This is a genomic window from Pseudogracilibacillus sp. SO10305 (genome assembly GCF_037072005.1).
In the GTDB taxonomy this organism is placed as follows: domain Bacteria; phylum Bacillota; class Bacilli; order Bacillales; family Amphibacillaceae; genus Pseudogracilibacillus; species Pseudogracilibacillus intestinigallinarum.
The window spans coordinates 75,965-90,232 of sequence record NZ_JAXHDE010000010.1 but is presented as its reverse complement, the minus strand read 5'-3'; the positions used below and the strand labels follow the sequence as shown (position 1 = coordinate 90,232).

Genomic DNA, 14,268 nt, shown 5'->3' with positions numbered 1-14,268 from the left:
CTTACAGTATTACAGAGGCAACTCCATCATTAAAAATGTAAGAAAATATAATTCACTTTAAGCTTTTGATAAATTTTAGCGTATATTTTTTGAAAAGTGTAAAAACTTTTACATATTTATAAAATCTATTGTTTTATAATGAATTATCACAAGAAAGGAAAGCATAGACGAAGAAATGTATGCGCTTTATTTATAAGGAGGGTTTAGATTGGAAAAAAACATTAAAGATAAAACAACAAGATTTGAAAAATTTTTAAATTTTGTGGAAAGGAATGGAAATAGGCTTCCAGATCCAGTTACATTGTTTGTTGCTTTTTCCATTATTATCTTACTCGTTTCAGCAATCGCATCTATGCTTGGTGTAAAAGCTGTTAATCCTGCTGATAATGAAACAGTAGAGGCTGTGAATTTATTGACGTCAGATGGTTTGGTGAAAATTTTAACAGAGTTTGTAGATGTTTTCATTACATTCCCGCCGTTGGGACTTGTCTTAGTAGTAATGTTTGGAATAGGTATTGCAGAATCTACAGGTTTAACAGAGTCGATAATGAAAGTGACAATTATGAAATCTCCAAAAAAGTTAGTCGTTCCGATGATTGTGTTTGTAGGTATTATGGGAAATGTTGCTGGAGATGCGGCATTTATTGTAATTCCCCCTTTAGCAGCGATGGTATTTTATTCACTTAATCGACATCCGTTAGCTGGACTAGCTTTAGGTTATGCTTCTGTTGCAGGTGGATTTACAGCGAATTTATTAATTAATACGACGGATGTTGTTTTGGTAGGATTTACTCAATCGGCTGCGGAGCTTATTGATCCTTCCTATGTTGCGAATCCAGCAATGAATTATTATTTTATTACAGCATCAACAGTGATGTTAATCCCGCTAGCTGTCTGGATAAATAATAAATTAGTAGAGCCACATTTAGGAAATTATAATAATAAAATTGAAGACATCGATTTAACATCAGAAATTACAGCAAAGGAAAAGAAAGCACTTATATGTTCAATGGTTTCAGTTATATTATTTATCATTTTATTACTAATTTCATTATTACCAGAAGGAGCACCATTAAGGAATCCGGAAACGGGTGCAATGATTGATGGCTCTCCGTTTATGGCTTCCATAGTTCCCTTAACGATGTTATTATTTTTTATTCCCTCCGTTATTTATGGTTTATTAGCAGGAAAATTTAAATCAGACAAAGATATCGTACAACATTTGAATAAAGCAATTTCTGGTATGGGAACGTTTATCGTTTTTGCACTCGTTGCTTCACAGATGATTGCATTTTTCAATTGGAGTAATTTAGGATTAATCATTTCGATTAAATGTGCAAATTTTATTGAAGGAATTGGATTGAAAGGATTGCCTTTAATTTTATTATTTATTTTAATTTCTTCACTAATTAACATTTTGATCTCTAGTAATGCAGCTAAGTGGGCTATTTTAAGTCCGATTTTTGTACCAATGTTTATGTTGATGAATATTGACCCTGCTTTAACACAAGTAGCATATCGTATCGGGGACTCTATAACAAACCCTATAACACCTATGATGGCGTACTTTATTATGGTACTAACCTTTGCAAGAAAATATGAATCTAACATTGGTATTGGTAGGTTTATGTCGTTATTAATTCCTTATTCTATCGTATTTGCAATAGGGTGGATTATCTTTATTATTATTTGGTATGTAATAGGTATTCCAATCGGACCAGGATATGGAATCAATTTAAATTAGAAAGGGATATTATATGATAACTAAAATTAATAATGTATCAATTTATGATGGTCGTGGGCAAGTATTATTAAATTCTTCTATTATTTTTAATGAACAGATGATATTAGCGGTTGGAGAGGAAACAATTGATGAGGAAATAGATGTAGTAATAGATGGTAAGGGATTAAGTTGCCTCCCGGGAATGATAGATATGCATGTACATTTAAATATGGATGCAACACCAGACCCAGCTGCCTTAATTAACAAAGACAATGAGGCAATGGCGGCATATCGTTCATTAAATAATGCGCAAAAGCATTTACGTGCTGGGATTACAACTGTACGTAATTGTGGATCTAAATATAATGTCGATATTACATTACGAGAAGCAATACTTGAAGGAATGTTTATTGGTCCACGCATATTTGCGGCTGGGCAGCCGATTGTAATGACTGGTGGACATTGTCATTACTTTGCAATTGAAGCTGATGGCGAAAATGAAGTAAGAAAAGCAGCAAGAACACAAATAAAAAATGGAGCCGATGTTTTAAAGTTAATGGCAACAGGTGGTGGGCTAACTCCAGGTGTAAAACCTGGTGCAAGTCAATTATCAGAAAGTGAAATGCACGCAGCTTGTACTGAAGCATGTCATGCCGGAAAGACAACTGCTGCGCATGCTCAAGGAAATGAAGGTATTAAAAATGCAATTCGAGCAGGTGTTACAACAATAGAGCATGGAGTGTATTTAGATGATGAAGCAATTCGGTTAATGTTAGAGCATGGCACATATTTAGTTGCTACGCTTGCGGCTCCATATAATGTGATAAGGCATGGAGTGGAGGCTGGGATTCCGGCATATGCCGTAGACAAGAATAAAGAGGCTTCTGTTCCACATCAAGAAAGTTTTCAATTAGCTTATACATCTGGTGTAAAAATTGCAACAGGTACAGACGCAGGTACACCGTTTAATTTTCATGGAGATTTTGTAACTGAGTTAGAAATTATGGAAAAGTTAGGAATGTCTGTGCAAGAAATTATTCAGGCCGCTACATTTACTGCTGCTGAAGCCCTAGGATTTGAAGATATGATTGGAAGTCTTGAAGTTGGTAAGTTATCTGACATTGTATTAGTAAAAGGGGAAATATCAGAAAATATTTCAAATTTACGAAATGTGCATTCTGTATTTATGAACGGAAAAAGCATAGATCTTTAAAAGATACACAGTGACAGATAATTTGTGGACAATATTTATAAAATATATATTAATAATTTGTAAAATATAATACAGAAATTATTACAGTGGGTTTATACAATAAATGTAATACAAATAAAGAAAGGTGATACACAATGAATGAAATTACAAATATAAGAAATGAGTTTCCAATATTAGAACATAAAATACAGTTATCAAGTTGTTCACAAAGTGCTTTACACAAAAATGTAAAAAGTAGTATTAATCAATATATAAATTCGTGGGAAAATGATGGAATGGATTGGGAATTGTGGATGGAGGTTTGTGAAGATGCGAGAAAGAAGTTTGCACAATTAATCAATGCTAAGCCTTCTGAAATAGCAATTGTCTCGTCTGTTTCGCATGCAATTTCCTCTGTTGCTGTTAGCTTACAGGTGGAAGGTGAGAAGAATGAGTTTCTTGTTGCGGAAAATGATTTTCCGTGTATTGGACATGTGGCGCTTTCACAAAATGATAAGAATGTAAAATTCGTGGATTATGCTAGAAAGAACAGCTTACAGGAAAACATTAGTGAAAATACATTGTTAGTTTCTGTACCACATGTATCCTTTTATAATGGTGCGATCAATAATATAGCGGATACTGTTAGATTAGCAAAAGAAAACAATAGTTTAGTTTTTGTAGATGCTTATCAATCTGCTGGTCAACTTGATATTGATGTAAAAGAAATGGATGTTGATTTTCTTGCAGCTGGTATGCAAAAGTACTTATTGGGAATCCCAGGTATTGCATTTTTATATGTAAAAGAAGAAGTAGCGGAAAAAATGACACCGAAAATTACAGGATGGTTTGGTCAAGAGAATCCATTTTCATTTGATGGAAAAAATGTTACATATGCAAACGGCGCAATTCGATTCGACTCGGGGACATTTCCAATGATTAACGGCTTTGCTGCTAGTAGTGCTTTGGAAATTTTATTGAAGATTGGTGTGAAAAATATTGAAAAATATTTACAAGAGCTATCATCATTCACACTTGAATATAGTCAACAGCAAAATTTACACATTGCTAGTCCATTAGATCCGAAGAAAAAAGGTTCTAATACAGCGATTTATGTACCTAATGCAAATGAATTAGAGGCAGCATTAAAGAAAGAGAATATTTTATTATCTGCACGAAATGATGTTATTAGGATTGCACCTCATTTTTATAATACAAAAGAAGAGATTATACGAGCAATCGATACAATCGTTCGTTTCACGTAAAACAAGGTGTAACCTATGTTTATTGGGACAATTGTTAATTGTTTAACGATATTGTTTGGTGGAATTATAGGGCTGTTTTTTTCTAAAGTACCAGAAAATTTTAAAAATAGTATTATGATTTCTATTTCATTGGTTGTTATATATATTGGGTTAGATATGGTCTCTGAAGTAGAGTCTATCGTGTTATTAATGATTAGTTTGGTAAGTGGAACTGTTATTGGCGAATTATTAAAGATTGATGATCATTTAAATAAATGTATTGAATGGATAATAAGAAAAATTAATATAGCTAGTCATGATACGAAAGTAAATATAGCATTTATAAATGCTACTTTGTTCTTTGTTGTTGGAGCAATGTCCATTATTGGTGCATTAGATAGTGGTATTCGTGGTAACCATGATGTGTTAATGATAAAAGGGATGATGGATGGCATCATTGCACTCATCTTTGCAACAACGATGGGGATAGGAGTTATATTTTCCATCATTCCTCTATTTCTATTTCAAGGTGCACTAATTTTATTAGCAACACAAATTGATCAATATGTACCAATAGAATTATTAAATGACATTATTGTATCAATTACATCAGTTGGAGGAATTATGATACTAGGTATTGGTTTAAATTTATTGAACGTAACGAATATCAAAATTTCTAACTTATTACCGTCTATTATCACGGGGATACTAATTACATATATCGCTTGGTATATATAATTAAGTTAATTTTTGAGTTCATAATTTGTTTGAAATCGTAAATATATTTTGTAAGGGGGATTTTTATGGAAAATGCTGAAGGAAAAACATTTAAGTTTCCAAATGTTATTATTATATTACTATGTATGATGTTATTAGCAATGGTTGCAACGTGGGTGATTCCCTCAGGGGAGTATGAAAGAGTAGAAAATTCTAACGGACAAATGTTAGTTGTTCCAGATTCATATAGTAAAACAGAGTCAAGTCCTGTCGGTTTATTTACAGTATTTAAAGCAATACCAGAAGGATTAACAGAAGCGGGTATGATTGCTTGGACGATTTTAATAATTGGTGGAACATGGCAAGTACTTAATACAACTGGCTCAATCTCTATGGGAATTGAAAAAATGCTCCATAAATTAGGGAAGAGAGAGTTTATCATCATTCCGATTATGATGTTAATTTTTGCAACGATTGCTTCATTTATTGGTGCATTAGAACTTGCAATTGTATATGTACCAATTATGATTTCATTATGTATTGCACTACGACTAGACTTATTAACAGCTGTAGCAATTTGTTTAGTTTCCGTTGGTGGGGCATTTGCGGCATCTTTAACTAATCCATTTACTGTAGGTTTAGGCCAACAAATTGCCGGATTGCCATTATACTCTGGTATTTTATATCGGTTAGTTGTATTAGTTACTTTTACTGTCGTCGGGATTTTATTTGTATTAAGATATGTGAGTAAAATTAAAAAGAATCCGAAAAATAGCCTTGTGTATAAAGAGAATATAAAATTTATTGAGAGTTATGAAGAAGAAAAACATACGCCTAAAAAATATCATGGATACATTGGCTTTTTATTGATTATTGCATTTGGGATCATTATATATGGTGTATTAAAATTAGGTTGGTTCATGTTTGAAATAGGAGCGATATTTTTTGTTGTAGCTTTTGTAAGCGGTTTAATAGCAAAAATGTCTTTAGATGATATAACAGATAATTTTATTAAAGGAGCTAATTCCGTTTTACTAGCAGCACTCGTCGTTGGGTTAGCAAGAGGGATTTTAATAATTATAGAAAACGGCATGATTATTGATACGATTATATTCGGTTTAGTAAATATAATTGAAGGACTACCAGATGGTATTAGTGCTGTAGGATATTTATTAGCTCAATCTATCTTTAATTTCTTAGTTCCTTCTGGGAGTGGACAAGTATTAATTACAATGCCGATATTATCATCCGTTTCTGAAATTGTAGGAATTACCCAACAAACAACAGTGCTTGCAACGCAACTTGGAGATGGTATTACAAATATTTTATACCCAGTTTCTGGAGCTCTAATGGCGAGCTTAGCAATTGCGAAAGTACCATATATGACTTGGCTACGTTTCATTATGCCATTAATTGTTACATGGACTGTACTAGGCTCAATATTTTTAGTTATTGCCCAGTTCATTCAATGGGGACCATTTTAGATTTGAATATAATTATGTATGTTAGGGGAGTTTCAACGTATGAATACAGTAAAAGTTTTTAAAAATGCCACTATTATTAATGGAATAAACTCAGATGTTGTTAAAGAGGGAATGGTCGTTGTTGACAATGATCGAATAACGTATGTAGGTGAATATAATGCGGAATATTTGAAGCTACACGAAAATGAACAGCTCGAAGTAATAGATGTCCAACATAAGATAATCATGCCTGGTATGATTGATGCACATGTTCATTTGACGTTAGAAGGTGAGGCGCAATATTTAGAAAAATTAATTGTTGAGGATGCAAAGTTTACGATTTTAAAAGGATTGAAAAAGGCAGAAAAAATGTTACGTGCGGGTTTTACAACGGTTCGATGTGTTGGGGAGAAAGGACAAATTGATGTACATTTAAGAAATGCTATTAATGCAGGTATTGTGAATGGTCCAAATATATTGGCAAGTGGTAAAGCGATTACGACTACTGGTGGACATGGTGATATGCTTCCAGATGGTATTAGATTTGATGGAATATCAACTATTGCTGATGGGATGAGTAATGTACAATTAGCAGTTCGTGAACAATTAAAATTGAATGTTGATAATATTAAATTAATGGCGACTGGAGGAGGTATGTCCCCAGGAGATGCGAAAATATCGCAATTAACAGTGGAAGAAATGGCAATCGCGGTAAAAGAAGCGGAAAAATTCGATATTGTAACGGCAGCACATGCAATTGGGCGTGAGGGAATAAATAATGCATTACAAGCGGGGGTACGGACAATCGAACACGGGACATATATTGATCAGGATGGGATCCATTTTATGAAAAATCATGATGTGTTTTTAGTACCAACATTAGCCGCGTTTAAAACGATAAAATATGGTGAAGCAGCTGGCGTACCCAAACATCATTTAGAAAAAGTACAAAGTTTTGAAAGAGCACATATTGATAATTTGAAGCGTGCTTTAGATGCGGGGGTAAAAGTAATAACTGGAACGGATGCGGGTACACCATTTAATTACCACGGAGAAAATGCGTATGAATTGGAAGCCTTAACTAATGTAGGTATGACTCCAATGGATACAATTATTGCTGCGACAAGTCGAGCTGCTGAAGCATTAAAATTAGAAGATCGTGGTGTACTTAAGGAAGGATATATTGCAGATTTAATTATTGTAGATGGGAATCCATTACATGATATTATGTTGTTACAAAAAAAGGTTGAAAAAGTATACAAAAATGGGCAGGAGGTTACTTTTGTAGAGTAAAAAAAGAAGCAAGTGTCGTTTGTACACTTGCTTTTGTTATATGTATTTATATCATACTTTTTAAATTATTGATGTTATTTATAAAATAGTATCCATCTGTTTTTTCAATGAGATTGGAATTGATTAAGTGTTTAATCATATTTGCAACAGTAACACGAGTAGAACCAATTAAAAATGCAATTTCTTGATGGGTAAATTTTATATTAATTTTCACTTTAGTTTCAGTTATAGGTTCGCCATATGTTTCTGCTAAATTGACAAACACTCTAATGACTTTGCTTTGTGAATCATCATACGATGTTTGAAGCAATCTGTTTGCTACTAAATTTAATTTCATCGTTAACATTTCTAATCTTTGTTCTGATAATTTTTTATTTGTTTCAAGTAGTGTTTCAAATTTCCTTTTCGGTATTTTACATAAAATAGTATCAGAAACAGTTTGTGTATATGTAATATACTCGTTATTTTCTTGATTATATTCACCTAACAGACCGTTCTTTCCTATAATGATTAAAGATTTTTCTTTACCTTCTTCATTAATTAGAAATAATTGTACACGGCCTTTCATAATGATATATACAAAATTTATTTGATCATGGGCATTATAGAGAATGTTTCCTTTTTTTATATGAATTTTATTACCTATATCAAAGAGTTCAGACCAATCAAACTTTAAATTTTCAAGCCAAGGTGAATAATTTAATCTATCTAGCATTTTATTCCCACCTTAATAGTTATTTTTTTCAGAAATATAAGTATAATTATAACGGAAATTTTTATATAATGCTTCAATAGGCTGGAGATATTCAGATATTATTTTCTAACATTGTTATAAAATTAAATCCAAACCCTTTCCTTGAAAATAAAGGTATATCATAGATATATAAGTGAGAAAAGGATTGTTCTTCAATACGGAAACCTCAGTATTCTCATTTTCATCAAAAACATATTCCAATAAAATAGTTGCCCCGATCACTTGTGCAATATAATAATAGTGACGCTTCGCTTTATGCATATGCTCCAAATCGGGCACATAAATTTGCCCGGCTATATCTTTTATCTTTTCCAATGCTAAATCAATTGTAAATGGCACATCTAAATGAGTGGGCACTGCATCTTCGTACAACCTACCAATATAAAGAATAACCAAAGTTGTTTCATCATTTTGCCGCAATTTCATCGTATGCTTTATTCTACAGTAAACACCTAAGCTTATATAATCAATCTGTTTCCAAAAATCCTCTCCCTAATACAATGTTTTGATTCAAAATATTGTAAAAATCCATGTAACAATGAGGTCACTTTCATATGTCTTCTTAAAAGAATAATAAAACCTACTTGGAATCTAGTTGACAAAATTTGGAAGTGAATTTAAAGTCGATATAATGGTTAGAGATGAAGAGGCTATAAGTGAGATTGTGCAGCAAATTAAAATTGGAACGGAAAGTGACCAAATGAAAAGCGAATAAAAACAGGTCATAGAACTCGATGCGATTTCCATAATTAGAAAAATAGAACAATTGATAGCACGGGAGAAAGGATGGAAGAAAATGAGGAAAATTACATCGTTATTACTCTTAATTACAGTATCTGTATTACTTGTTTCCTGTGGTGATAAAGAAAAGGAAGCAGAAGATATCATAGCATATTACAATGAGGAATGGATTCATATCAATAATTTTAAAAAGGATCAGTTTGATAAAATGAATCCTGAATTTAGAAAGCTAGAAGGAAAAGGAGACAAAAAGGAAGCTAGTGCATACGTTAAAAATGAAATTATTCCGATTATAGAGGAAGTTATTACAATGCTTGAAAATGTGGAGGTTGACAATAAACAGGCAAAGAAAATGAATAAATTACAATTGAAAGCAGAGAAGTTCGCATTAAAAACATTTGATAATATTAGAAAATACTATGAAGGAGATTATTCAGAACGGAATCTCAGATTTGATAATAAAAAATTAGACTCATTGTACTCCGATGTTATTGACTATCAAAATAAAGTATTCGAAAAGTATAATCTTACAAAGAGTGATAGAAAGATTGGGAATTTTACTATCATAGAAGAGAGTAAAGAGTGATTTTCGCAATTATGTATATGGTTATCTAGAAATGAACCAACATCATATTTAAATACCGAATCACTTCAGCTTCAGCAAAAAATAACTTTAACATGTTTGGTTAAGATGAGAGCTGGAGTGATCAGATTACGATTAAACCAATTTTTCTCCATGTGTTTCTGCAATACGCTCATCTTTTAGTTACAAGGAATAAAGCATATTTTTCTAGTTCGAGTGGTTCGGCTGGCTTATCTAATTCGCTACTAGTAATCACAATGACTACTTCTTGTTCTATCGTTCATTTATAAAAATAATCCCACCAATTGAATTGAAAAAACGGTATTCCATTCCTTCGTCTGATTCCCATAATCGATAGACAAAGTTCTCTTCATAAAAGAAGCTCTTAATTGATAGAGCGAAACCCATCCCAACAAAGCGCGGATATATCGTAACACCACCATTTACTACGTTATCTATCCTTCTATTAAAATCTATTTATCGTTCTTCGCATAATTTTTTGTACCTAAACAGATGAATTTAATAATTGTAAAAATAACGTAAAAAAATAAATCGAAGGGCCTTATTGTGAAAATGTTAGCAAATAGATAGGAATAATCATTTTTGAGAAAATGTTGATATTCATAGGGATTCCAGACTATTCCAACTCTGAAATGAATTGACATTCAATTCAGATATTACTAGGATGTAATGTATTAGGGGACTATAACATATGTAATATGTTTATAGTTTAAATAACTTTAAGGGAGATGAATAGTATGGCAGGACAAATTAGAATGAGTCCAGACGAACTTCATGGAAAGGCACAACGTTATGGTGAAGAAGCTGAACAAATTAGCGATGTATTGAGTAAGCTTCAGGGTCTTCAAGATGAATTACGAGGCGAATGGGAAGGACGTGCGTTTGAGCGTTTTGATGAACAGTTTCAACAATTACGTCCAAAGGTAAATGATTTTGAACAGCTACTTCGTGATATACAAGTTCAACTACAGAAGACTGCACAAGCAGTTCAAGAGCAAGATGAAGCATTATCTCAAAACTTTGGCTTAAGTTAATCCACTTCCTATTATCTAATAGCTCATACTAATGTATGTTAAAACTGCTTATACAGTCTCCACCTATTACATAATGAATAACTATGAAAGTTAAAGAAAAATTCAGGAGTATGATACATATGAAAAAATCCTATTTAAAATTATTCACATTTTTAGCACTTATTTTGATATTAACGGTGGGATTAACTTATTTATCATTCAATCAATTATCAAAGTCAAAAAATTTGGCAAGTAAAACAAAGATGGATGTAGCTTTAGTAAACGAAGACAAGGGGACTTCATTTAACCAGACGGAGTTAGATTTTGGAAATGCCTTTGTTAAGAGTTTAGATAAAGATGAAGAACAGAATTGGCATGTAGTTAATCGTGGAATTGCTGAAAATGGGTTAGAACGGGGTACGTACGATATGATGATCGTTATTCCAAATGACTTTTCAGAAAAAGCATTATCGATTAATGAAGAAAAGCCTGAAAAAGTAGTATTAGATTACAAAATAAATGCATCTGATAATGATAATATCCGTGCGAAGGCAGAGGATACTGCTAGCTCTATTTTGAATGATATGAACCGTAGAATTATCGATGTGTATTTTGCAAGTATTATTGGGAATTTACAAAATGCACAAGATCATATAATAGATATTACGACACTAAAAACTGTCGGAGAAACAATGGTAGAAACAGATGAGGAAATTGCTAATTCAACACATGCACAACCAATTCGACCATAAGGAGTGAGATTAATGGGAAATAAGAAAGTAGATATGGTAGAAATACATGCTTTTTCAGATGACCTCCAACAAATCTCCTTGGATATGCACTCGCAGTTGGAGAAAGTGATTAAAAGCATCGATACAATCCAGGGGATGTCTTCCTTTTCAGGTAAGGCAGCCAAAGATGCGAAACGCTATTTCCATGCGTTACATGTAACCGTCCTTACCGCATTTCAAGGATTATTTGAGGACCTAGAAGCGAACGTCAAACAGCATATTAAAACATTCGAATCCGAAGTAGATGACAGCGAGACCGCCATCATTACAAGCCACTATGTACAAGAAGTAAGGGAAGATATCGAAAAAACTTTTGAAAAGCTGACAAGTGAAGATGAAACGATTCATGATATTATTTCAGAAGTATCCGACCTTACTTCCGCAACATCCCCAGACTTCTCAGATGTGAATGAGTGGAAAAAGAAGGCCGTTAAAGAGACGAAAGAGCTAGAAGCTGACATACATAGTTTCACAAGTACTGGAAATGAGACAGATGTCCAAGCCATTATGCAGCAAATTGAAACGGTGATGAATAAAGCAAAAGGTAGTACAGGGAAGGCGAGCTTTGAAGGGTTTGAGGGTGTTTCGAGTATAGAGGCGCTAAGAAAACTTACTGATTATAATGAGGAGAAAGAGAATGAAAGAAATAAGGAAATAGAAGAAGCAAGAGATATAAGGGATAGTGCACTTCAAGTACAAAATAAACCATCATCAAGAGAGATTATCAAAATGGCTTTTGAAGATTATCGCAAAGGTGAAATAGGATATGAGCAATATGTAGCAATTATAGGTCAGGTTGAACAAACGAATAGTAATATGAATAAGGGAAGATTAGAAGAGCAAACAATTGCGAAATTTTGGGACTATCAAGATAAGCATGACATGCTAGATGATTATGTAGCAGATAAAGCAGGAAATATGTCGATGTTAGAGATTGATAAAATGCATGAAAAGAAGTTGGAACAATTAAATGTTGATGATCAAGATAGGACCATATTAAATCAGATTCTTCAAGAATATAAAAGCGGAAATATTGACCAGAAGAAATATTTCTCTCTGATGGGGAAATATTCAGAGGACAACGGTTTCTCTGAAGAAACATCTGCAGATTTACAAGCTTTAGGTTTAACGGTACTATCGACCAACAACATGGGAATAGCTGAAGGAATAAGCTATTATGCTAAAGAAAGTAAAGCTGTATTCGTAATATTTTAATAGTACAGGGGGATGGAAAATAGTGAAAATAGATCCCGAAACGAGATATGAGGATTTGGCTTTATATGTTAAAGATCATTTGGAATTTATTTATGTTGGTGATGTTAAATGGAGTGTGGCTGTACTAGTTTTGATAATATATGATGCCCCTTTACTTTTAGGATTTTCAATGTTGTTAAAGATAGAACTTTTATGGATCGTTTTACCATTTGTCCTTATTATTCATTTGTGGTGGATAAGACTGATGATAAAAAATCCATATTCGACTCAATTAGAGGTGATATTATTTATGGGTGTTTGGGGAGCGCTTGGAGGAATATCATTATTCATAACCTTTGTGTGGGTGATATTTCATGTGCTTCAAATTACCTCCACGGTATTTTATATTATTATAGCCATAGTGACAATTGTATTGGTCTATATTTTAGTGAAATATCAATTACATAAATATTCCGGTGATCCGATAAAAGAAAGAAAAGAAAGTAATCAGTATAAGTATATGGGATTGGTAACCGCCTCTCCGGGGATAGGATACTTATTTTATGTATTAATAGAAAAAAATACGATGTTAGAAGATATTATTTCAATGGTTAGTATATATTTCTTTGCTATTATTTGTAGCTACACTGCAGCAAAGTTTTTACACCGATATTTTTTTATGAAAGCCAATATGAAATATGTCATCTATCAACCGCATGGAAATAAGAAAAAGGAAAAACTTATCAAACAAGGAGTGGAAATAAAATAATGACAAACATTCCATCTTGAAGTTGAGAAATATCGCTGAATACTTGAATTATACGAGGAACAAATTAGAGTGTAGAAATAAAATAATATATGTAAATTAAGTATTGCCCAAACAAACGGATAATGTCATGATTGTAATACAAGATATTTCTACCTTAAAGGAGGAAAATAATGCGGAATTTAGATTGGATCAGAAGATGTTAGAGTTATTTTTATTGTTTATGGCCGTTTTTATTACTCCGTTTTTAATTCTTTTTGTCGTTCTTGCTCTAATTCGTTATTTTAAATTTAAGCCTCCACTTTTTTCATCACATGATCAAACGTTTATTCCTTACGATTATTATAAAAGGAATGGGAAAAGATCTATTATATTAACAATCATATTTGGTTCGTATGGGATGCTATATGCCCATATAGGTTTTGGATTTTTGTTCTTTTTTATCAACTCATTTATGTACTTTATTGTGTTTATTAATACAATATTTGAATCAAATGCTTCACCAGTAATAGTGTTAATACCTATTACGAGAGTGATGAATATTATTTCTATCATTTTATTTGTTAAAATTCGATTGAAAATGGTAGAAAAACAGTTTCACACGTATATTGAGAATGACTTATATCGAAAACTGAATCTTGCTCACTTTGAGGAGGAGAAAAGGTTGTCTGAGAGCGAACGTCAACGGATTCAACAAGAGCGTTATGAGAAGGTTAAAGCACGGTTGTACGAACAATGGACTAAAAAGGAATCTTAAAAATACCCCCAGAAGT

The 14,268-nt window shown here is 32.6% G+C and carries 14 protein-coding genes; 12 read left to right on the top strand and 2 right to left on the bottom strand.

Annotation, left to right across the window (positions count from 1 at the left end; genetic code table 11):
• The first annotated feature begins 208 nt into the window (after positions 1–208).
• The 6 genes from SPD45_RS09385 (at position 209) to SPD45_RS09360 (ending at position 7,632) form a co-directional block, all read left to right on the top strand.
• Positions 209–1,744 carry an AbgT family transporter gene (locus tag SPD45_RS09385; protein ID WP_336267478.1) on the top strand — a complete coding sequence of 512 codons (1,536 nt, stop codon included), beginning with the start codon at positions 209–211 and terminating at the stop codon, positions 1,742–1,744.
• A gap of 13 nt (positions 1,745–1,757) precedes the next feature.
• Positions 1,758–2,936, top strand: a complete 1,179-nt coding sequence (locus SPD45_RS09380; protein WP_336267477.1) for a metal-dependent hydrolase family protein — start codon at positions 1,758–1,760, stop codon at positions 2,934–2,936.
• Positions 2,937–3,070: 134 nt separating this feature from the next.
• Entirely contained in the window at positions 3,071–4,180 is a 1,110-nt protein-coding gene (locus SPD45_RS09375) for an aminotransferase class V-fold PLP-dependent enzyme (RefSeq protein ID WP_336267476.1), read from the top strand.
• A 15-nt stretch (positions 4,181–4,195) separates the two neighbouring features.
• Entirely contained in the window at positions 4,196–4,897 is a 702-nt protein-coding gene (locus SPD45_RS09370; protein ID WP_336267475.1) for a DUF554 domain-containing protein, read from the top strand.
• A gap of 65 nt (positions 4,898–4,962) precedes the next feature.
• On the top strand, positions 4,963–6,360 hold the full coding sequence (locus SPD45_RS09365) for a YfcC family protein (RefSeq protein WP_336267474.1): 1,398 nt from the start codon (positions 4,963–4,965) through the stop codon (positions 6,358–6,360).
• Positions 6,361–6,399: 39 nt separating this feature from the next.
• Complete coding sequence (locus tag SPD45_RS09360; protein ID WP_324233961.1) at positions 6,400–7,632, top strand: metal-dependent hydrolase family protein; 1,233 nt, start codon at positions 6,400–6,402, stop codon at positions 7,630–7,632.
• Positions 7,633–7,678: 46 nt separating this feature from the next.
• On the opposite strand, the gene SPD45_RS09355 is transcribed toward SPD45_RS09360, so the two are convergent.
• Together SPD45_RS09355 and SPD45_RS09350 are read right to left on the bottom strand one after the other, a co-directional pair.
• Positions 7,679–8,347 (bottom strand): Crp/Fnr family transcriptional regulator, encoded by a 669-nt coding sequence (locus tag SPD45_RS09355; RefSeq protein WP_324233962.1) that lies wholly within the window; start codon positions 8,345–8,347, stop codon positions 7,679–7,681.
• A gap of 114 nt (positions 8,348–8,461) precedes the next feature.
• Entirely contained in the window at positions 8,462–8,812 is a 351-nt protein-coding gene (locus SPD45_RS09350) for a hypothetical protein (RefSeq protein WP_336267473.1), read from the bottom strand.
• A gap of 370 nt (positions 8,813–9,182) precedes the next feature.
• Here SPD45_RS09350 and SPD45_RS09345 point away from each other — a divergent pair, with 370 nt between their 5' ends.
• From SPD45_RS09345 to SPD45_RS09320, 6 genes are all read left to right on the top strand, one after another.
• Positions 9,183–9,713 (top strand): hypothetical protein, encoded by a 531-nt coding sequence (locus SPD45_RS09345; protein WP_324233964.1) that lies wholly within the window; start codon positions 9,183–9,185, stop codon positions 9,711–9,713.
• A gap of 755 nt (positions 9,714–10,468) precedes the next feature.
• Entirely contained in the window at positions 10,469–10,765 is a 297-nt protein-coding gene (locus SPD45_RS09340) for a WXG100 family type VII secretion target (RefSeq protein WP_324233965.1), read from the top strand.
• Between the two features lie 119 nt (positions 10,766–10,884).
• Entirely contained in the window at positions 10,885–11,496 is a 612-nt protein-coding gene (gene esaA, locus SPD45_RS09335; protein ID WP_336267472.1) for a type VII secretion protein EsaA, read from the top strand.
• A 12-nt stretch (positions 11,497–11,508) separates the two neighbouring features.
• Positions 11,509–12,750 (top strand): T7SS effector LXG polymorphic toxin, encoded by a 1,242-nt coding sequence (locus tag SPD45_RS09330; protein ID WP_336267471.1) that lies wholly within the window; start codon positions 11,509–11,511, stop codon positions 12,748–12,750.
• A 22-nt stretch (positions 12,751–12,772) separates the two neighbouring features.
• Positions 12,773–13,498, top strand: a complete 726-nt coding sequence (locus tag SPD45_RS09325; protein WP_235763031.1) for a hypothetical protein — start codon at positions 12,773–12,775, stop codon at positions 13,496–13,498.
• A 127-nt stretch (positions 13,499–13,625) separates the two neighbouring features.
• A complete protein-coding gene (locus tag SPD45_RS09320) occupies positions 13,626–14,252 on the top strand; it encodes a hypothetical protein (protein WP_336267470.1) in 627 nt (208 codons plus the stop codon).
• Positions 14,253–14,268 lie beyond the last annotated feature (16 nt).